General features: G+C 70.3%; 20 protein-coding genes. 9 read left to right on the forward strand and 11 right to left on the reverse strand.

Going from position 1 to position 20226, the window contains the following annotated elements:
- The first annotated feature begins 41 nt into the window (after positions 1 to 41).
- Positions 42 to 743, forward strand: a complete 702-nt coding sequence (locus tag KK097_RS12925; RefSeq protein WP_307858382.1) for a GntR family transcriptional regulator — start codon at positions 42 to 44, stop codon at positions 741 to 743.
- Between the two features lie 66 nt (positions 744 to 809).
- On the opposite strand, the gene KK097_RS12930 is transcribed toward KK097_RS12925, so the two are convergent.
- Entirely contained in the window at positions 810 to 959 is a 150-nt protein-coding gene (locus tag KK097_RS12930; RefSeq protein ID WP_214529978.1) for a hypothetical protein, read from the reverse strand.
- Positions 960 to 1187: 228 nt separating this feature from the next.
- Between KK097_RS12930 and KK097_RS12935 the strand changes: the two genes are divergently transcribed.
- From KK097_RS12935 to KK097_RS12965, 7 genes are all read left to right on the forward strand, one after another.
- A complete protein-coding gene (locus KK097_RS12935) occupies positions 1188 to 2288 on the forward strand; it encodes a LacI family DNA-binding transcriptional regulator (RefSeq protein WP_214545100.1) in 1101 nt (366 codons plus the stop codon).
- 308 nt (positions 2289 to 2596) lie between these two features.
- Complete coding sequence (locus tag KK097_RS12940) at positions 2597 to 4339, forward strand: ABC transporter substrate-binding protein (protein WP_250896732.1); 1743 nt, start codon at positions 2597 to 2599, stop codon at positions 4337 to 4339.
- Positions 4336 to 5316, forward strand: coding sequence for an ABC transporter permease (locus KK097_RS12945; protein ID WP_017886395.1), 981 nt, complete (start codon positions 4336 to 4338; stop codon positions 5314 to 5316). Before KK097_RS12940 ends, KK097_RS12945 begins: the two co-directional genes overlap by 4 nt.
- Entirely contained in the window at positions 5313 to 6239 is a 927-nt protein-coding gene (locus KK097_RS12950; RefSeq protein WP_214545101.1) for an ABC transporter permease, read from the forward strand. The genes KK097_RS12945 and KK097_RS12950 overlap by 4 nt, the downstream gene beginning before the upstream one ends.
- On the forward strand, positions 6236 to 8032 hold the full coding sequence (locus KK097_RS12955; protein WP_214529975.1) for an ABC transporter ATP-binding protein: 1797 nt from the start codon (positions 6236 to 6238) through the stop codon (positions 8030 to 8032). Before KK097_RS12950 ends, KK097_RS12955 begins: the two co-directional genes overlap by 4 nt.
- Complete coding sequence (locus KK097_RS12960; protein ID WP_214529974.1) at positions 8029 to 8901, forward strand: alpha/beta fold hydrolase; 873 nt, start codon at positions 8029 to 8031, stop codon at positions 8899 to 8901. Before KK097_RS12955 ends, KK097_RS12960 begins: the two co-directional genes overlap by 4 nt.
- 22 nt (positions 8902 to 8923) lie before the next feature.
- Complete coding sequence (locus KK097_RS12965; RefSeq protein ID WP_439647653.1) at positions 8924 to 10120, forward strand: glycoside hydrolase family 1 protein; 1197 nt, start codon at positions 8924 to 8926, stop codon at positions 10118 to 10120.
- Between the two features lie 126 nt (positions 10121 to 10246).
- On the opposite strand, the gene KK097_RS18730 is transcribed toward KK097_RS12965, so the two are convergent.
- Genes KK097_RS18730 through KK097_RS18455 form a run of 7 tightly spaced genes read right to left on the reverse strand, consistent with a single transcriptional unit; the run spans position 10247 to position 16981 of the window.
- The gene (locus KK097_RS18730; RefSeq protein WP_214545102.1) at positions 10247 to 11437 is read right to left on the reverse strand and encodes an ankyrin repeat domain-containing protein; all 1191 of its coding nucleotides are present in this window, start codon (positions 11435 to 11437) and stop codon (positions 10247 to 10249) included.
- Entirely contained in the window at positions 11419 to 12717 is a 1299-nt protein-coding gene (locus tag KK097_RS12975) for an O-antigen ligase family protein (protein WP_214545103.1), read from the reverse strand. The genes KK097_RS18730 and KK097_RS12975 overlap by 19 nt, the downstream gene beginning before the upstream one ends.
- Positions 12718 to 12719: 2 nt before the next feature.
- The gene (locus KK097_RS12980) at positions 12720 to 14030 is read right to left on the reverse strand and encodes a lipopolysaccharide biosynthesis protein (RefSeq protein ID WP_214545104.1); all 1311 of its coding nucleotides are present in this window, start codon (positions 14028 to 14030) and stop codon (positions 12720 to 12722) included.
- Positions 14027 to 14905, reverse strand: a complete 879-nt coding sequence (locus KK097_RS12985) for a hypothetical protein (protein ID WP_214545105.1) — start codon at positions 14903 to 14905, stop codon at positions 14027 to 14029. Before KK097_RS12985 ends, KK097_RS12980 begins: the two co-directional genes overlap by 4 nt.
- On the reverse strand, positions 14902 to 15426 hold the full coding sequence (locus tag KK097_RS12990; protein ID WP_214529969.1) for a glycosyltransferase: 525 nt from the start codon (positions 15424 to 15426) through the stop codon (positions 14902 to 14904). Before KK097_RS12990 ends, KK097_RS12985 begins: the two co-directional genes overlap by 4 nt.
- Entirely contained in the window at positions 15423 to 15878 is a 456-nt protein-coding gene (locus KK097_RS12995) for a glycosyltransferase family protein (protein WP_214529968.1), read from the reverse strand. The genes KK097_RS12990 and KK097_RS12995 overlap by 4 nt, the downstream gene beginning before the upstream one ends.
- Positions 15875 to 16981, reverse strand: coding sequence for a glycosyltransferase (locus tag KK097_RS18455; protein WP_214545106.1), 1107 nt, complete (start codon positions 16979 to 16981; stop codon positions 15875 to 15877). The genes KK097_RS12995 and KK097_RS18455 overlap by 4 nt, the downstream gene beginning before the upstream one ends.
- 57 nt (positions 16982 to 17038) lie before the next feature.
- On the opposite strand from KK097_RS18455, the gene KK097_RS13005 reads away from it, so the two are divergent.
- The gene (locus KK097_RS13005) at positions 17039 to 17578 is read left to right on the forward strand and encodes an acyltransferase (protein ID WP_214545107.1); all 540 of its coding nucleotides are present in this window, start codon (positions 17039 to 17041) and stop codon (positions 17576 to 17578) included.
- A gap of 14 nt (positions 17579 to 17592) precedes the next feature.
- Here KK097_RS13005 and KK097_RS13010 read toward each other — a convergent pair whose 3' ends face one another.
- The 3 genes from KK097_RS13010 to KK097_RS13020 form a co-directional block, all read right to left on the reverse strand.
- Positions 17593 to 18120, reverse strand: a complete 528-nt coding sequence (locus KK097_RS13010; RefSeq protein WP_214545108.1) for an LbetaH domain-containing protein — start codon at positions 18118 to 18120, stop codon at positions 17593 to 17595.
- 83 nt (positions 18121 to 18203) lie between these two features.
- Positions 18204 to 18638 (reverse strand): DUF3060 domain-containing protein, encoded by a 435-nt coding sequence (locus tag KK097_RS13015; RefSeq protein ID WP_214545109.1) that lies wholly within the window; start codon positions 18636 to 18638, stop codon positions 18204 to 18206.
- Entirely contained in the window at positions 18635 to 20083 is a 1449-nt protein-coding gene (locus KK097_RS13020; RefSeq protein ID WP_214545110.1) for a tyrosine-protein kinase domain-containing protein, read from the reverse strand. Before KK097_RS13020 ends, KK097_RS13015 begins: the two co-directional genes overlap by 4 nt.
- Between the last annotated feature and the right edge of the window lie 143 nt (positions 20084 to 20226).

Genomic DNA, 20226 nt, shown 5'->3' on the forward strand with positions numbered 1-20226 from the left:
GGTATACCATTCCCGCCATCCCGCCGCTAGGCTTGTCCGCCGTGACCGACCCGACCGACGATGCCCCCGTGTCGCAGACGGCGCAGCTCTACGACAACCTGCGCGCGGCCATCCTGACCCTCGACATCGCACCGGGTGAGCGCATCTCCGAGCGCGGCCTCGAGGCGCGGTTCCACGCCTCACGCACACCCGTCCGCGCTGCACTGTCGCGGCTCGAGCGCGAGGGCCTCATCCTGCACGAGGGGCGCTCGTGGACGGTCACGCCCATCGACCTCGACGAGATCGCCTCGCTCGCCGAACTGCGCGGCATCCTCGAACCCGCTGCTGCGCGGTTGGCCGTCCAGCGCGCCACCCCCGAGCAGCTCGCCGATGTCCGCGGGCACCTCGATGCGCTCCGGCCCACCCCCGACCAGCAGGCCGGGATCCGGATGGGGTCGACGTTCCACCTCGACCTCGCCGCGCTCGGGGGCAACCGGTTCGTCACCGACGCCATCGCCGACGCCCTGACGCGGCTCGAGCGCACCCGGTGGATCGAGGTCCGTACTCCCGAGGCGCGCGACGCCGCCTGGGATGAGCACAGCGCCATCATCGACGCGGTGCGGGACGGCGACGCCGACCGAGCGGCGGAACTCGTGGCCGCGCACGTCGCCGGCACGAACGACCGGCTGCTCAGCTGGATCGCCCAGGAGCGCCGACGCCTGCGCGGTGCGGGCATGACGATCGTGGGCGCGACCGAGCGCTGACGCTGGCGGCGTGTGCGAGGTGCGCCGGGCCTCCTGGCCGTGACGGGGGAGGCCCGACGCGAGCCGCTAGCGCAGCTCCGTCGTCTCCTGCGACGCGTCGAGGTCGTCGAACGTGCGGATCGAATCCGTGCGTTCGAGCAGCGCGTCGCGCACCTCGGCCTCGTCGTGGCTCGCGCGGAGTGCGAGCTTGCTCCCGGAACGTGTCGACTGTGACATGTCGTGTCCTTCCCCTGCGTGTGGGCAACCTGATCGGTGCGGGCACGCGGCCCGCTGGTGCGCTTCCTCACGGGACGTACTGAGGTCGGAACAGTGTCGCGCGACCCCCGCTGTCCCGCAAGCGTTTCCGGCACCGTGTGGAGAACTCCCGGGACACGGCATGCCTAGGATGGTCCGGCCGCACAGCGCGAGGCGCGGCACCAGCGGACGTCGAAGGGGAGGCACGGGTTGGCCGACCAGCGCACCGCACCTCCCACGGTCTACGACGTCGCCTCTGCAGCCGGCGTCTCCATCGCCACCGTCTCGCGCGTGCTCCGCACCCCCGACGCCGTCCGCGAGGGCACCCGGGACCGCGTGCAGGCGGCGATCCGGAGCCTCGGGTACGTCCCGTCCGGCAACGCCCGGGCCCTCGCCGGCAAGCGCACCGGCGTCGTCGGACTGCTGCTGCCCGGGTTCGACGTGGTGCCCGACGAGCGGCCTGACCTGGTCACCGACGGCGGCGTCCGCGTGGTCGACGACCGGCGCCACGTGACGCAGCCGTTCTCGTCCAACCTGTACTTCGACGAGGTCCTGCGCGGCGCCGAGACCGAGGCCTGGCAGCGCGGTCTCGCGCTCATGGTCGCCGCCGGCCGGGGATCGTCGCGCGACGTCATCGTGAACGACGTCGCCGGCCGCGTCGACGGCCTCGCCGTGCTGGCGCAGACCGTCCCCGACGACCTGCTCGAGCACGTCGCCCGCCGCATCCCCGTCGTGGTGCTCGCCGACGACCGGCGCTCGCACGGGTTCGACTCCGTCAGCGTGGACAACGCCGCGGGCATGCGGACCCTGGCGTCGCACGTGATCGGGCGCCTCGGCATCCGGTCCCTCGCGTACGTCGCGGGTCCGATCGACTCGCCGGATGACATGGAGCGCTCGGCGGGCTTCCGCGCGGCGCTGGCCGACCATGGGGTGCCGGCCTCGGCGGTGCGGATCGTGCACGGCGACTTCGGGCGGGCCCGGGCGCGGGAGCTCGCGGCGTCGCTGCTGTCGGACGACGTGCCGCGCGCCGTCGTCTGCTCGAACGACCAGTCTGCCCTCGGGGTGCTCGACGCCGCCGCTGCCCGGGGGCTCCGCGTGCCCGAGGACCTCGTCGTGACCGGGTTCGACGGGATCGACGCCGGTCGGTTCTCGTCGCCGCGGCTCACCACGGTGCACCAGCCGATGGGGGCGCTCGGGCGTGCTGCCGTGCTGGCGATCGTCGACCGGCTCGAACGCCGCGAGGGGCCGCCGCGCGCGGTGCGTCTGCCCGTCGAGGTGCTGCTGCGCGAGAGTTGCCCGCCCGCGCTGTAGCGGGCGTGCCGTCGCGAGGTCGCACGGTGCGGCGTTGCGCATCCCGTGCGGCCTTCCGCGCCCCGTGCGAGGCCGCAGCAGTGCACAGAGCGGGCAACCTTGCACCAGTCGGCGCACCTCGCACCGTGCGCCGCCCGCCCTCAGGACGGCAACCTCGCACCGAATGATGACGGCCGCACCATGCGACGCTCGCCGCCGCCGCCCCCACTCCACCGTGCCGCCCCGCGAAACAACGCCCGCGCTTGCACGCCACGATGTAAGCGCATACATTGTGCACGTACCGAATCGACATGGAGGTCGACCGAGCAATGACGCTTCCCCCACAGCGCACGCGCGGCACGCGTGACCCAGGCCCCCGCCGCCGAGGCCGCCTCGTCGCGGCCATCGCCGGCCTCGCCGCAGTGGCCCTCGTGGCCACCGGCTGCAGCATCCAGGTCCGTTCCGAACCCGATCCCACCATCGGCAAGGACACGATGCTCATCAACGCGGACCGCGGCAACCCGCTGTTCGACCGCAACTTCAACCCGTACATCGCGAACGCCCGCACGGCCTCCAAGTGGATGTACGAGCCCCTCATCGAGGTGAACCCCCTCGACGGCAAGCGCAACCCCTGGCTCGCCAGCGCGTGGAGCCAGCCCGACGCGAAGACGATCGACATGACGATCCGCTCGGGTGTCGAGTGGTCCGACGGGTCGCCGTTCAGCGCGAAGGACGTCGTCTTCACCTTCGACCTGCTCAAGAAGTTCCCCGCCATGGACGTCAAGGGGGCCTGGCAGCACATCAAGAGCATCGAGCAGGACGGCGACCACGTCGTCTTCCACCTCAAGAGCGAGGACGTCCCGAGCCTGACGATCATCGGGCAGACGTACATCCTGGGTGAGGACCACTGGAGCGGTGTGAAGGACCCGACGACCTGGCGCGACCCGAACCCGGTCGGCACCGGGCCGTTCGTCCTCGGCAACTACACCGACCAGCAGTACTCGATGAACAAGAACCCGAAGTACTGGCAGGCCGACAAGATCGCCATCAAGCACCTCATCCTGCCGGCGACGAACACGCAGCTCGACACCGTCACCCGCGGCTACGACTGGGCGTACTCGTTCATCTCCGACGTCAAGGGCACCTGGGGTGCCGCGTCGAAGACGAACGAGTGGTGGTTCCCGGCCGGCGGTGTGATCGGCCTCATCCCGAACCTCACGAAGGCGCCGTACAACGACGTCAACGTCCGCCGGGGCATCTCGCTCGCGCTCGACCGCGACGCCATCGCCGAGACCGCGTCCGAGGGCAACCTGTCGGCGGCGGGTCAGACCGGCCTGATCCTGCCGAACCAGGAGCGCTACCTCAACCCGGACATCCCCGACAAGGGCATGATCACGCAGGACACGAAGGCGGCGCTCGCCAGCCTCGAGAAGTCCGGCTACACCGTGCAGGGCGGCAAGGTCGTCAAGGACGGCAAGCAGCTCGCGATCACGATCATGACCGCGAACGGCTACTCCGACTGGCTCCGCGCCGCGCAGGAGGTCCGCCGCGAACTGACGGCCATCGGCATCAAGGTGACGATCCAGGCGCCGCAGCCCGCCGGGTACCAGCAGAACATCAACAACGGCACGTTCGACATGGCGATGGGCGGCATGGGCAACGGCGACGTCTACCAGGCGTTCAACTCCCTGCTCAGCAGCGAGTTCTACCAGCCCGTCGGCAAGTCGACGGTCAACAACTACGAGCGGTACAAGAACGCCGACACCCAGAAGCTCCTCGACGAGTACAAGGCGACGACGGACACCGCGAAGCAGCAGGAGATCCTCGACCAGCTGCAGCAGACCGTCTACGACGAGCTCCCCGTCATCGGCATGTACTACGGCGGGCTCTGGGGCCTGTTCAACACCGGCAAGTTCGTCGGCTGGCCGAGCGCGAAGGACCCCTACATGGCACCGCAGAACTACGACTCGGCTCCGCTGCTCATCTTCACCAAGCTCCGGCTCCGCGACAGCGCCGCCGGCAAGCAGATCCTGCAGGAGCAGAACGCCGCGGAGCAGGAGGACCAGAAGTGAAGTACATCCTCCAGAAACTCGTCCTCTTCGTCCTGACCCTCTGGGCAGCGGTCACGCTGAACTTCGTGCTCCCGCGCCTGATGCCGGGCAGCCCGGCCGACGCCGCACTCGCGAAGCTCAGCCAGAACGGCCCGGTCACCGACGCCACAAAGAAGGCCATCGAGGCCCAGCTCGGGGTGCCGACCGGCAACCTCTGGGACCAGTACGTCAGCTACCTGCACCAGGTCATCACCCTCGACTTCGGCACGAGCTACACGTTCTACCCGCAGCCCGTCGGTGACCTCGTGTCGAAGGCCCTGCCCTACACGCTGATCCTCGTCGGGGTCGTCACGATCCTGGCGTTCGTCCTCGGCACCCTGATCGGTGTCGCGGCGGCGTGGAAGCGCGGCACCTGGCTCGACTCGCTGCCCACCCTGTCGGGCAGCTTCATGTCGACGTTCCCGTACTTCTGGACCGCCCTGCTGCTGTTGTTCTTCCTCGGCTACGTGCTGCACTGGTTCCCGACCACGGGCGCCTACTCGGCCACGACGACGCCGGGCCTGAACGGTGCGTTCTTCGGCGACGCACTGCAGCACGCGGTGCTGCCGGCGGTCACGATCCTGGTGACGAGCCTCGGCGGCTGGATCATCGGCATGCGCAACGCGATGATCAACACGCTCGGTGACGACTACGTGACCTTCGCCGAGGCCAACGGCCTCCGCGGGCGCACCGTCGCCATCCGCTACGCGGCCCGCAACGCGATCCTGCCGAACCTGACCGGCTTCGGTCTGGCGCTCGGTGGCGTGGTCGGCGGTTCCGTCCTGGTCGAGCAGGTCTTCGGCTACCCGGGCATCGGCTACCTGCTGTTCAACGCCGTGATCGGGCAGGACTACCCGCTCATGCAGGCCCTCTTCCTGATGATCACCGTGTCGGTGCTCATCGCCAACTTCATCGTGGACGTCATGTACGGCGTCCTGGACCCGAGGACGCGTCGATGACCACGATCGCAGTACGTACCCAAGAAGAAGCCCAAGCGCCGTCCAAGTGGCGCGCCGCCGCCCGCCAGTTCGGCGTCGTCTGGTCGAACGGGAAGGCCCGGACCGGCATCATCATCCTCGGCGTCTTCGTGTTCGTCGCGGTCTTCGCCCCGCTCCTGGCTCCGTACGGCGCCAGCCAGAACGGCTTCGCCCGCTCTGCCGACGCAACGCCCGACCACTGGATGGGCACCACCGCCGCCGGCGAGGACGTCCTGTCCCAGATCATCTACGGCGCCCGCATCTCGGTCATGGTCGGCGCGGTCGCGGGCATCCTGTCCACGCTCGTCGCCGTCGCGATCGGCCTCAGCTGGGGCTACGTCCGCGGCTGGATTGCCGAGGTCATCGGGTTCATCGTGAACCTGTTCCTCGTCATCCCGGGCCTGCCGCTCATGATCGTCATCGCCGCGTACCTGCAGAACGGCGGCATCGCGGTGATCATCGCGGTCATCGTCGTGACCGGTTGGGCGTGGGGTGCGCGCGTGCTCCGCAGCCAGACGCAGTCGCTGCGTGGCCGCGACTTCGTCACCGCCGCCCAGTTCTCGGGGGAGGGCGCGACCCGCATCGTGTTCCGCGAGATCCTGCCGAACATGACGAGCCTCATCGTCGGCAGCTTCTTCGGAGCCGCCACCAGCGCCATCCTCGCCGAGGCGGGCCTCGAGTTCCTCGGACTCGGCGACTCGTCGATCGTCAGCTGGGGCACGATCCTGTACTGGGCGCAGAACTCGAACGCGCTCCTCACCGGGCAGTGGATCCTGCTCTTCGCGCCGGGTCTCTGCATCGCGCTGCTGGCGATGAGCCTCACCCTGATCAACTTCGGCGTCGACGCCGTGTCCAACCCGCGGCTGCGCGACGGCGCACGGCCCCGTAAGGAGAAGCGCGCATGAGCGGCTTGCCAGAAACGCACCCGGCAGACGGCCTGGAGGTGCCCACCGGCGCCGCCACGGGCCTCCAGTCCGACGCCCGTCACGACCAAGGCGACGCCTCCGTCCTGCTCGACGTCCGCGACCTGTCGGTCGTCTACGAATCGGCCGGCCAGAGCGCCGTCCAGGCCGTCGACCACGTGTCGTTCCAGCTCAAGAAGGGCGAGTTCGTCGGCCTGGTCGGCGAGTCCGGTTCCGGCAAGTCGACGCTCGGCTACGCGCTGACCCGGCTGCAGAAGCCGCCGGCGCGCACGAACGGCGGCAGCATCGTCTTCGCGGGCAAGGACATCCGCGACCTCGACGACGAAGCCCTGCGCCAGCAGCGGCAGGGCGGCTTCGCCATGGTGCTGCAGTCCGGCATGAACGCGCTCAACCCGGTGCGCACCATCCGGAACCACTTCATCGACGTCTTCAAGGCGCACGGCCACGTGTCGCGCGACCGCTGGGACGCCCGGATGAAGGAGCTCATCGAGAAGGTGAAGCTGCCGACGTCGATGCTCGCCCGGTTCCCCGGGGAGCTCTCCGGCGGCATGCGGCAGCGCGTCTCCATCGCCCTGGCGCTCTCGCTCGAGCCGCAGCTCATGGTGTTCGACGAGCCGACGACGGCGCTCGACGTGCTCGTGCAGCACGCCGTGATGGACACGATCATCGAGCTCCAGCGCACCGAGGGCTTCACGGCGATCCTGATCAGCCACGACCTCGGCATCGTCCTCGAGGCCACCGAGCGCGTCCTCGTCATGCACGAGGGCCGCATCGTCGAGGACGGCGGCTCCCGCGAGATCCTCCGTGACCCGCAGGACGAGTACACGCAGATGCTGCTGTCGCACTACGCCGACCCCCGCGCCGAGGTGGTGTCGCTGCCGGGCTTCCCGGACCGCTCGCTCCGTGCCGAGGCCGGCGAGAAGCGGCAGGAGACGACCTCGTCGTTCAGCACCGTCGGCTCCCGCGAGCGCAGTGCCGCGCGTAACCCGATCGTCGTCGACCACATCGTGAAGACCTACCCGGCGCCCCGCCGTGGTGAGCAGCCGGTGCAGGCCGTGCGCGACGTGTCGTTCACCCTCGAGCCAGGGCAGTCGCTCGCCCTGGTCGGCCAGTCCGGTTCGGGCAAGTCGACCATCGCGAAGCTGCTCACCGGCGTCGAGAAGCCGACCACCGGCACCGTCCGGTTCGGCGACCTCGACGTCGCCCGCCTCGGCAAGCGCGGCCTGCGGGACCTGCGCTCCGAGGTGCAGATGGTGTTCCAGGACCCGTACTCAGCGCTCAACCCGCTGCACACGGTCGAGTACACGCTGTCCCGGCCGATCGCGAACTACACCGGTCTGCGCGGCCGTGATGCCCGCCGTCGCATGCTTGAGCTGCTCGAGACCGTCGGCCTCACCCCGGTGGAGCAGTTCGCCCAGAAGCTCCCGCACCAGCTCTCCGGCGGGCAGCGGCAGCGTGTGGTGATCGCCCGGGCGCTCGCGAGCGACCCGCAGGTGATCATCGCCGACGAACCGGTCTCGATGCTCGACGTGACGCTGCGTGCCGGTGTGCTCGCGCTGCTCGAAGACCTCCGCGAGCAGTGGGGCGTGTCCCTGCTCTACATCACGCACGACCTGCTGAGTGCGCGGCTCATCACGGACGACATCATGGTGCTCCACGAGGGCGCCGTGGTCGAGCGGGGTCACACGGCCGAGGTGCTGCAGAACCCGCAGGACCCGTACACGATCGCCCTCCTCGACGCCGTTCCCAACCCGCGGAGGACCCTGCGCGCATGACGAACCTGCACGACTTCCCGACGGTCCCGCCGTTCGGACACCTGCCCACCCCGGACGGCGTCGACGTCGTCGGGATCGACGTCCCGGTCGGTCGGCTGACGGCCTACCGGATCGTGCCGGAGGGGGTGTCGAAGGGCGTCGTGCTGATCGTCCCCGGGTACACCGGCTCGAAGGAGGACTGGCGGACCTTCCTGCCCGTCCTCCGCGACGCCGGCTGGACCGCGGTCGCGATCAGCCGACGCGGTCAGGCCGACTCGGCCGCGCCGACGGAGCCGCGGGACTACTCCCTCGACGAAGAAGCGGCCGACGTCGTCCGGGTCGCACGCCTGCTCGACGACGGCGCCCCCGTGCACCTGATCGGGCACTCACTCGGCGGTGTGATCGTCCGGGCCGCCGCGCTCCAGGACCCGACGGCGTTCCGCGACGTCGTGCAGTTCTGCTCCGGCCCGCACGGCTGGCCGTACCGCAAGGTCGCCGAGTTGACGATCCTGCACGACACCGGCGGGAACCTCCGGCAGCTGTTCGACTCGACGAACCCGCTGTGGGCGTACCGGCCCGACGACGAACTGCCCGACGACGTGCGGATGGTGCGCGACCGCTTCGACGCGACGAGCCCGCTCAGCGTCGTCGCCGGTGGCCACATCCTCGAGGACCACACCGACGCCTCCGACGCCCTGCGTGCCACCGGTCTGCCGGTCCTCGTCGCCCACGGCGAGTGGGACAACGCCTGGCCGATCCCGTGGCAGCGGGCGATGGCCGAGCGCACCGGCGCCGAGTACGTCGTCATCCCCGCCAGCTACCACGGCCCCCAGGTCGAGAACCCGCTCGGGACGGTCGCCGTCTTCGACGCCTTCCTGAGCCAGCACTGACGAACACGTACTGAAAGGCACCATCATCTCCACGCTGCAGTTCCCCGACGGCTTCCTCTGGGGCGCCGCCACCGCCGCCCACCAGATCGAGGGCAACAACGTCAACAGCAACTGGTGGGTGCACGAGCACGAGCCGGACACCACCATCGTCGAGCCCTCGGGCGACGCGGCGGACAGCTACCACCGCTACCGCGAGGACATCCGCATCGCCGCCGAGCTCGGGCTGAACTCGTACCGGTTCAGCATCGAGTGGGCCCGCATCGAGCCCGAGCGCGGGTTCGTCAGCCGTGCCGAGGTCGACCACTACCGCCGCATGGTCGACGCCTGCCACGAGTTCGGCATCGAGCCGATCGTCACGCTCATGCACTTCACCGTGCCGCGCTGGTTCGAACGCGACGGTTTCTGGCGGGCACCCGACGCCGCCGACCTGTTCGCCCGCTACACCGAGGCCGCGCTCCCCGTCGTGCAGGACGGCGTCCGCTACGTCTGCACGATCAACGAACCGAACATCGCGGCCATGCTCGCGGGCGGCGAGGACGCGGCCAACCTGGTGGCCTTCGGCCTGCCGAACCCGGACCTGGGCGTCGCCGACGCCCTGCTGGCCAGCCACAAGCGGTCGCGCGAGGTCCTGTCACAGGTGTCGGGCCTCCAGTCGGGGTGGACCATCGCGACCCAGGCGTTCAAGTCGTCCGGCGAGCCCGGGGCGGACGCGATGCTCCGCGAGTACGGGTACCCGCGCGACGACTGGTACCTGGAGCAGGCCGCCGGCGACGACTTCCTGGGGGTGCAGGCCTACACGCGCACGTTCATCGGTCCGGACGGGCCGCTGCCCGTCGCAGACGACGTCGAGACCACCCTGACGGGCTGGGAGTTCTACCCCGAGGCCTCGGCCGACGGGCTCCGCAGCGCGTGGGAGCTCTCCGGCGGCGTCCCGCTGATGATCACCGAGAACGGCATCGCCACCGCCGACGACTCCCGCCGGCAGGCGTACACGCAGGGCGCTCTCGAGGGCATCCACCGCTGCATCGAGGACGGCATCGAGGTCCTCGGCTACCAGCACTGGTCGCTCCTGGACAACTACGAGTGGGCCTCCGGCTTCCGCCCGACCTTCGGGTTGGTCGCGTGGGACCGCGAGACCTTCGCGCGCACGCCGAAGGACTCCGCCCGTTGGTACGGGCGGGTCGCGCAGGCGAACGCCATCGAGCCGGTCACCGTCTAGGACGGTCGGCCCCGCAGGCGCGCGGCGGACGGGAGGCCCTGCTCCCGTCCGCCGCGCTTCGTCACGTCCGGCCCGTGGCCGGGCCACCAGCCGTGGTCCGGCCGCGCGGGCCGGGGCACTCCGCGCTCAGGCCGTGGTCGCGAGCAGGTCGGCGACGGCCGGTTCGCGGAGCAGTTCGGCGCGGGCCGCGGCGGTCGCGCCCTCGTCGTCCTCGGCGTCGCGGTCGACGTCGAGCGCCAGCACAGCACGGACCGTGTCGACGTCACCGGAGTCGACGGCGGCGATCAGCAGCGTCGCACCGCGTGACCCGCGCGCCCTGGTGTCCGCACCCGCGGCGGCGAGGGCACGCACGATCGCGGCGTGGCCACCCCACGCAGCGCGGATGATCGGGGGGTTGCCGTCGGCGTCACGCGCCTCCAGGTCGGCACCAGCGGCGACCAGAACGTCGACGGCTCGTCGCGCGTCGCGGTCGATCGCCAGCGTCAGCGGCGTCCGCCCCTCGGTGTCCACCAGCTGCAGCGTCGCGCCGCGGCGCAGGAGCTCCTCGAGCATCTCGGGATGGTCGAACCACGCGGCGGCGTGCAGCGGGGCGAAGCCCCAGCGGGGGTCGACGTCGTCGACGTCACTCGCGTCGTCGGCCAGGTGCAACCCGCCGAGGTCGCCGTACGCCGCGGCACGCACCACCTCGGTCGCCCACTCCACCCAACCGTCCGGCACCGGGCCGTGCCAGCCGCGTGCCGGGCGCGCCTCGAGGCCCGAGTAGACGGTCTCGGCGACGCTCCGGATCGCCACCCGCACGCCGCGGAACCGGATCGCGACCTCACCGACGGGGGAGATCAGCAGGCGGAGTTCCCAGGCGTCGTGCTCGTTCAGGTACTCGAGTTCGCCCCTGGCGACGTGCGCGTCACCGGCGAGCAGGGCGGCGGGGTCGATGCCGGGCGGGTCGATGACGGCGTCCCGGAGCCGGAGCGACACCCTGGCGTGGTTCCACCGGCGCCACAGGCCGCTCGGGGTGTCGAGGACCTCGTCGTTGCGGACCACGATGTCGGCGTGCACGACGACCGGGTCGGGCACACCGTGCCCCGGCAGGTCGACCGGGGTCGTCACGTCGTCCTCGTCGGCGTCCGGGTCGATGACGGCGTCGGCGGACTCCACGACCCAGCGCTCGATCCGAGAGTCGGTCCACTTGACCGTCAGGAGTGCGGCGACCGTGGGCGGGGCGTCCTCGAGGAGCCGGGTCACGTGTTCGCGCTGGCCGTCGAAGTCCTCGAGGGAGACGTAGCCAACGGAGGGCCAGTTCACTCGACTCCAACGCACGAGGACGACACTAGCGGGCGTTGCGGCGCGGACTCTGGCGGGGATGCCCCGGGCGATCGACTGGCCAGCGCCGTGCCGCACAGTGCCAGCGCGAGCCAGAGCACGGTCGACGCGGCCGACATCGTCGCGAACCCGGAGTAGCAGAACCCCAGGACGACGCCGGCCACCACGGCGACACGAGACCCGACCGGCGCGGATCCGTCGAGCGCGGGACGCAGCAGGACGAGCACGAACACCACCACCGGGACCAGACCGAGGTCGAAGGCCAGGATCGCGAAGGAGTTCTCGAGACTCGTGCGGAGGACCTCGCCCTTCAGCTGCCACGAGGCTCCCCACCCGCCACCGATGAACGTGTGGTCCCAGATGTGCTCGACCACGTACTGCGCTGCCGCCCCACGTGCAGAGGACGAGCTCCCGTCGTCACCCGTCACGCGCTCGACCAGTCCGCTGAGCATCGACGTCCGCAGGACCACGAACACCGCTGCGCAACCACTGATGACGATCGTCAGGACTGCGACGAAGGACCGTGTCGAGCGTGCGACGACCCAGACGGTCGCCACGACCGCGACGGCGGTGGGCGCCCGTGATGCCGTGAGGACGACCGTGCTCAGGAGCATCAGCGCGACGACCAGTCGGACCGGCGCACGGTGGATGAACGAGGTCAGCGGGATGGCGACCGCCGCCGCGAACCCGAGGTCGAGCGGACTGTCCAGCGTCCCTCGGGGGCGGAACTGGACGATCCCCGAGGTCCCCTGCCCACCGGACAGCCCCCAGGGCAGGTCGGATCGCACGACGACCTGGACGACGACCACGGCCGCGACGACGAGCATCACCCCGAGGAAGACCACGGCCAGCCGGCGCAGTGTCCCGGGGACGGCCTGCTCACCCGTGCGCGCGACGAAGCACAGCAGCATCGGTGCCAGGACGGCATTGGTCAGCCCGAGGAGCGACGCCGGCCCGCTCCCGACGACGGCCTGCACCACGAGCAGGAACGCGACCACGACCAGACCGGCGTACCAACCGCGGCGCGGTGCCACCTCGGCGACCACGCTGTTCCACTGACCACGGAGGCCGAACACGCAGTACACGACGAGCAGGACCGTCGCCGGGTGGAGCGCGGCGTTCCCCTCCCAGTCCCCGAGGAGGAGCCCCCCGGCGGTGGACGGCACGAGGAGGCGGAGCGCGACGACGGCGGAGAGGACCACCACCGGCCGCGACTGCTGGGTCGCGACGACGACGAGACAGAACACGACCCAGACGGCCAGACGGAGGAGCTCCACGGTCACCCCCTCGCCAGCACTGGTCGGACGAGCCGGACGGCCAGGGCACCGACACGGCGTGCGTCGGCGGGACGGACGGCGTAGAAGTCACGCATCCGGGCACCGGTGAGGCGAGCGGCCCAGCGCACGCTGCCGTTGCTCGAGAGCAGGTTGCCGACCAGCGCCGCCGTGGCAGCACCGACGGCACCCAGGACCGGGACGAGCACCACGAGGGCCACGACGTTCGCGACGCACCCGATCGTGATGCTCATGCTGCGGAGTTCGGGACGCCCACGAGCGGTCAGCGTGCTCCCCGCGATCGAGCCGGGCACACCGATCACCACGGCGACGATCGAGATGGCCATCACGGGCACTGCGGCGGCGAACGCCTCGCCGAACACGAACGGGACCCAGAACGGCGCACTGCACCCGAGGGGCAGCGCGATCGCGACGGCGAGCACGGCCGCGGACCGAGCGACTCGGGGCACGCGCACGTCGTCCGCGTCAGCGGCGTCGTTGGAGAGCATGACCTCTCGGATCGCGTTGGTGACGATCACGGGGACCTCGGCCACGTTCACCGCCACGGCGTAGAGCCCGAGCTGCTCGGCGCTCGCCAGCGGGAGCACCAGGAGCTGGTCGAGCCGGACGAGCAACACACCGGCGGCAGAGCCGAGCCAGCTGCGGAGCGAGAAGCCCAGCATCGAGCGTGCGTGCACGACCGCTGCGGCATCGGCTGGCGGAGTCGCGCGCGGCATGAACAGGTAGACGACGCCACCCACGACGGGGGAGAACGCGATGATGGCGACGGCGGAGGGGAGATCGAGTCGGTCGAAGCCGGCCAGCACCAGGGTGCCGACGATCTTGACGCTGGCCGCAGTGACCCGTTCCGCGGTCACGAAGCCCCACGCATGACGACCGGCCGCACGGCCCCGGAGGAGCGCGACGAAGAGCGCGGGAGCGGTGGCGGCCGTCGCGACGGTCACGAGGGCGGTCAGATCGACAGCGTCGGTCCCCACGATGAGCGGCGCGGCGACCGTCACCGCGGCCAGGGCAGCGATCCCGCCGACGGCGAGCAGCAGCCAGGCGAGCCACCACCCGGAACGTGCCACGCGACGGCCGGAAGCGATCGTCTGGGTCACGGCGTCAGGGATGCCGAACGTGCCGATCGACAGCGCGAGGAGGAACGGCGCCGTCACGGCGGCGAGTTCCCCTCGACCGTCGACACCGAGCGAATGCGCCAGGAACGGAGCCATGACGAAGGTCGCCGCCGGCGGGAAGACGTTCCCGACGACGAGCATGACCGTGCTCGCCGTGATCGGCCGGCGGGTGCTCACGGGGTGGTCTCGTCGCGCACGACCCGCAGCAGGTCGGGCGTCAACGTCGCCGTGATCTGCGCGTCGTTGCCACCGTCCGTCCCGTTGCTCCGGGAGAGCGCCGACCGCTGTCCGCCGACGATCGTCTGCCAGACCCGAGGGGTGGCGTCGACCTGTGCCACGCGGACGCCGTTCGCGATCGCCCTCGCCGTCAGCCAGACGTCGTCGGCGTGCGGTGCGGTCTCCCGGAACCCGTCACCGTCGTCGCGCAGCGCGTCGAGGAGCGACGGCGGGTAGAGGACTCCGGACACGCCGGTCAGGAACGACGCGTGCGAAGGAGTCGTGCTCCGACAGGGCGGCCAGGTCATGTACGGAGCCGGGGTCGAGTCCCCTGTCAGGACGATGCGGTGGGCCCGATGACAGTGGATGGTGTCCGGAGCGGCGGTGTGGGCGTCCAGCAGCGCTCGCAGCCATGCACGGCCGTAGCGGATGTCGTCGTCCGCCGTGACGAGTGGGAAGGTGTGGTGCTCCTCGGACTGGACGTACGGCCACCACTTGCCGTGCGGACCGACCGGCTCGCCGACCCGCAGTTCGAGCCCACGCGCGATGAGCCGGCGGAGCGGACGGGAGCGCAGGGCACGCTCGCGATCGGCCTGGTCGTCGACCCAGAGGACGAGGCGCTGCGGCCGCGCACTCCCGCTGACGATGGACTCGATGGCCAGCGACACCGACCGGAGTCGGCGGCCGTGCGAGGTGAGCGACACGACGACGGGTGCGGTCCCGGTCACCGGACGCGTCCGGACGGCGTAGCCCGCGGCACGGCAGAGCTGCGCCACGGAGACCAACGCGGCGACCGTTGCGCGTCGGACGAAGGACCTCCGAGGAGCGAGCGTCATGCGACGTCCCCGAGCACACGCCAGACATCGGTCCGGAAGCGTGCGGCGTTCTCGGCGGACCGGTCGGCAGCCTGGCGGCACCGTCGCTGTCGGTCGGCGCAGTCCAGCTGGTCTTCCTCGGCGAGGGCTGTGGCGAGTCGTCCTGCGGTCTGGAGGTCGAGCGCGAGGCCCGCGCGGTCGAGCTCCCGCGCGAAGAGGACCTGGTGGTCGTCGACGTGCTCGTCGAACGCGAGCTGCCGTCCGAGGACGAGGGGCCAGGCGCCCGCAGCGAGGGCGCCGAACACGGTGCCGGGGCTGCACTGACTGACGACGACGTCGGCCCAGGCGAGGTGTGCCTGCATGCCCGGGGCGTCGAAGTAGTCCGCAGCGGCACGGATGCTCGGGAGGTGGAGGTTCCACGCGCCGACCCCGTACTGGACGACCCACTCGTCGTCGGGCCGGACGAGGAGTGTCTGCTGGGCGGCGTCGAGGAGGCGCTGGAACGACTGCTCGTGCGTCCCCACGGTGAGGAGGACCTTCATCGGCTGACCGCCACACGTTCGCGCCGCGGGAACCCCGCGAGCTGGTCGTCCCACTGGGCGATGAACCGGTCAGTCACTGGTCGGACCAGCTTCGCCGTCAGCGTGGGGTTGTCGATCCGGTCGACGCACTCGATGAAGACGGTGGGCGTCCGGAAGAACAGCTTCCCCAACCAGAAGAAGGGGACAGCTGCGGCGGCACCGCTGCTGACGATCAGGTCGGGACGTTCCTGGCGCAACGTCCGGGCGGCGATCACGAGGTTCCGGACGAGCGCGGTGACGCTCCGGTTGGTCGGCCAGTGCAGGCCGTACGCGCGGTGACCAGCGACCTTGGCGACGGCGTCGGGCTTCATGAACGTCGCGATCGCGACGTCGGTGCCGTCCGGTGCCGGGAGGAGCGCGAGCAGCTGGTCGAGGTGGCCACCACTGCTGCAGACGAAGAGGATGTTGGTCATGCTGGGGACTCCATGAGGTCGTGTGTGCGCCGCTCCCACAGAGCGACGGCGTGGTCGAGCGTCACCGGTTCGATGTAGGTGTCGCAGTCGTCGAGACGGGGCCGCGGTGCGTGCAGTCGCGCGTGCAGACGGGCTTGCAGGTCCGGCACGGAGCCGTTCTCGAAGAGTTCGAGGAGGTCGTTCCGCACCCCGAGCAGCGCCTGCATCTCCGACGGGCCGATGGCGTCCGCCGCGAGGACCGGGGTCCCGACCGCGAGGGCTTCGAGGAGGACGATCCCCCAGGCCTCGCTCCGCGCGCTGTGGACGAGGACGTCGGCTGCTGCCACGAAGGAGTACGGCTCGGCGTGGGCACCTTCGACGGACACCGTCACGAGCCCCTTCGGGTCGTGGTGCCGAGCCAGTTCCTCTGCGAGCGGTCCGGCGCCGACGACGCGCCAGCGCACCGGGACGCCGAGGCCTTCGAGGGCTGCGAGCGTGACGTCCAGTCCCTTGCGTCGGATGAGGCTGCCCACCGAGACGACGGTGAACGCAGCGTGGCGTTCGCGAGGGCTCGCTGCAGCGGCCGTCCGGATCGCGACCGGGTCGACGGTGCTCGGGATGACGGCGGGTCGGTGGTCGAGTCGGTAGACCTCGGTCATGGAGTCGGCGACCGTGTGCGTGTTGGCGGAGAGGGCCTGTCGAGCTCGGAAGACCGATCCGATCAGGTGTTGCTTGAGTCGACCGAAGCGGATGTACTCGGCGTGGTCGGTCGGGTCGAGGTCTTCGCAGTAGTTGAAGACGTGGTGGGCGACGGATCGGCGCCGGTCGATCATGGCGCACGCGAGGATCGACGACCAGAGCTTCACGACGACGAGCGATCGGGGCAGCGATCGGAGCACCGCGTGCAGTCGTCGTGCGACGTCGACGGTTGCCGCATGGCTCTCGATCCCGAGGACGTGGACGGAGACGTCCGCGCACAGCAGCGTGACGAGGCCGCCTCCGCCGGAGTGGAGGACCACGGTGACTCGGTGGCCGTTCTCGGCGAGTCGGTTGGCGACGATGACCGTCTGGCGTTCTGCACCACCGAAGCGGAGATGCGGCTGGACGAAGATGTAGGAGGCCACGGGGTCCTTCGGGATAAACTAGTATCTGATATGTAAACGCTACATGAGAGGAACGCCATGCGCAATCGAGTCCCGCTCCGCATCCCGCGGCCCTGGGTGTTCGCAGTCGTCTCGCGTGTCGCCGGTGGCGATGTGGCCGCTCGCCGACTGGGCGTCGAGGTCGGGAGCGGCTGCCGCATCTACTCGTGCCGCGTCGCCTCGGAGTACTCGATGGTGTCCATCGGCAACGACACGACGATCTCCGTCGACGTGCTCTTCGTCACCCATGACGGCACCGGCTGGTTGTACCGGGACGAGCGCGGTCGTCGGTACCGGTACGCGCCGGTGAGGGTGGGTGATCGATGCTTCATCGGGGCCCGGGCCACGCTCATGCCGGGGGTCCGGATCGGCTCCGACTCCGTGGTCGCTGCCGGGGCGGTCGTCACCAGGTCGGTGCCGGATGGCTCGATCGTCGGCGGTGTGCCCGCGAAGGTGATCGGGCGGACCAGTGACCTCATGGCGAAGATCGCGGCCTGGCCGGCAGAGGACGACAAGCGCGGTCGAAGCGCTGCGGAACGGATCGCCTCGATCGCCGAGAGCCACCAGCCCCTGGGGTGACGACCCGTCGCCGACTACGGCCGGGTCTGGGTGATGACCCGAGCGGGGTTGCCGACGGCGACGCCGCCCTCGGGGACGTCGCACAACACGATCGCGCCGGCCCCGATCCGGGCTCCAGCGCCGATCTCGATGTCGCCGAGGATCTGCGCGCCAGCGCCGACGTCGACACGCGGGCCGAGCCGGGGTACCCCGGGAGTCGACTCACCTGATCGACGAACGCCGATCGTGACGTTGTGCCGGAGGGTGCTCTCCGGACCGATTGCTGCTGCCTCGTGGACCACGAGTCCACGGCAGTGCGGCAGGGCCAGCCCGGGGCCGACCTGCGTGTCGAGCGGGATCTCGGCGCCGAGCACCGTCGTCGACACCACCCGGTAGGTGATGCGGAGCGGAGCCGCCAGGAGGCGTGGTGCCGCGGGCAGCGCCTGCGTTGCCCGTGCGACACGGAACAGCCAGAGCAGCGTGCGGGCCGAGCGGCCGACGTTCGCCGCGCGGTCCTCCCTGATCTCGGATTGCAGGATACGCAGTGACTCGATGTAGCTCATGGTGCCTCCGTCCGGACGTCCAGGTCACGTGCAACGGCACTGATCGGGAGCAGGCGTCCTGCCCCGATCAGTGCCGCGTGTCGTCAGTGTGCAGCGATCGAGTTGTGCTGGCCGAGGTCCTGGACCGCAGCCTCGCCGGAGTACTCCACGGTGTTGTCGGACCCGGGCACCGTGATGCTCTTCGCGCTCTTGACGTCGATCGTGGCACCGCTCGCTTCGACGAGGAGGTCGTCGACGGCGCCGAGCGTGATCGTCGACCCGTCCTTGGCGGCGCCCAGCACGGAGACATGCGTGCAGTCGCCCACGGAGAGCGGCTTCTCAGCCGTGGCATCGGAAGCGTCGATCGTCGCGAGACCGTCGATGCACTCGTTGTAGACGGTCTCGTTGGCGGCGCTCGTCTTCGTCGGGGAGGGGGTCGGAGAGGAGGTCTTGTCCGGGTTCGCACCGCCGCTGCAGCCGGTGAGTGCGGCAGCCAGGGCGGCGCCGAGTGCGACGGTGACGATGGTCTTGCGCTTCATGGGGTTCTCTTTCTGTCAGAGGTGGGACGGTCGGTGGGCAGCTCGCGGGTTCGCCGACCCGGCTTGGGGGCGCTGGGGGTGCTGAGAGCTGCGTTCTCAGCTGCGTAGTAGGTGTCGTAGGCGCCGCGGTCCTTGGTGGGGACCATCGTCATGACGACCCCCAGCGTCTTGCTGCCGATGCTCCGGAGGGCATCGAGTGCCGAGGCGAGCTGCTTCTGCGTGACGCGGCGGACGGAGGAGATGACGACGGCGCCGCCGGTGAGGCGACTGAGGACGGCCGCGTCAGTGACCGGCAGCAGTGGCGGTGCGTCGAAGATGACGAAGTCGAACTCGGTGGTCAGTTGGTCGATCAGGGCGAGCATCGCGTTGCTCCCGAGGAGCTCGCTCGGGTTGGGCGGGATCTGGCCCGCCGGCAGCACGGAGAGGCTGCCGCGTCCCCACGGGATCGTCACGTCTTCGAGCTCGGTCCTGCCGATGAGGAGGTCGGAGAGCCCGACTGCCCCCTCGATGCCCATGAGCTCGGCGATGCGAGGACGCCGGAGGTCGGCGTCCACCAGGACGACGCGAGAACCGCTCTCCGCCATGGTGATCGCGAGGTTCGCGGCGGTGGTCGACTTGCCCTCTGACGGGACGGCCGAGGTGATGGTGAAGCTCCGACGCTGCGCATCGGTCTCCACGAACTGGATGTTCGTGCGCAGAGAGCGGAAGGACTCCGCTCGGGGATTCCGCGGATCGGAGTGGACCACGAGCGGGTTCGTCGTCGCTGCGGCGTCGAACCCGATCGCCCCGAGGACCGGCACCGAGGTGACACGGACGACGTCCTCTTGCGTCCGCACCTTGGAGTCGAGTGTCTGTCGGACGAGCGCTCCACCCACGCCGAGTGCGAGTCCGAACGCGAGCCCCAGTGCGACGTACTTCACGAGGTCTGGTGAGCTCGGTTCTCCGGGGACGAGCGGCGGCTGCACGGTCTCGATCCGGACGAGTGAGGCGCCACCGTCGGTCGGCTTCTCGAGGTTCTCGGTGACCACGTGCGTGAAGCTGGAGATGACGGCCGCGGCGACACGGGCTGCTTCCTTCGGGTCGTCTTCGGTCACCGAGATGTCCAGAAGCACACTGTCGACCGTGGCGGTGGACGTCACGTGTTGCGCGAGCTCGGTCACCGTGGTGTCCAATTCGAGCTCGTCGATCACGGGTTGCAGCACGCTCGCACTCCGGACGACCTGCACGTAGGAGTTCACCTTCTGCTGTGCCGCGTTGTTGCCCTGTGCCAGGTCGCTCACGTCCGGGGCGCCTGGCTGCACCGACACGAAGACCTGACCGGTCGAGCGGTACTGGGGGCTGCTGAAGACGGCGATGAGCGTGCCGACGCCGCCCCCGACGACGGTCGCCACAAGGAGCACGACCAGCGATCGCCGGATGGTGCGGAGGAAGTCGGAGAGCGTCATCATGCTCCAGTCGGGTTGATGTGTGTAATTAGTATATCAGATGACATGGCAAGAGCGGCGACTCGGTGGAGTCGCCGCTCTTGTGGTTCCGGGCGGGGGTCAGCTGGTGGGTGTCAGCTGGCTGTGGTCAATTGGCGGGGGCG

Source organism: Curtobacterium flaccumfaciens (assembly GCF_018598405.1).
GTDB classification, from domain to species: Bacteria; Actinomycetota; Actinomycetes; order Actinomycetales; family Microbacteriaceae; genus Curtobacterium; species Curtobacterium aurantiacum.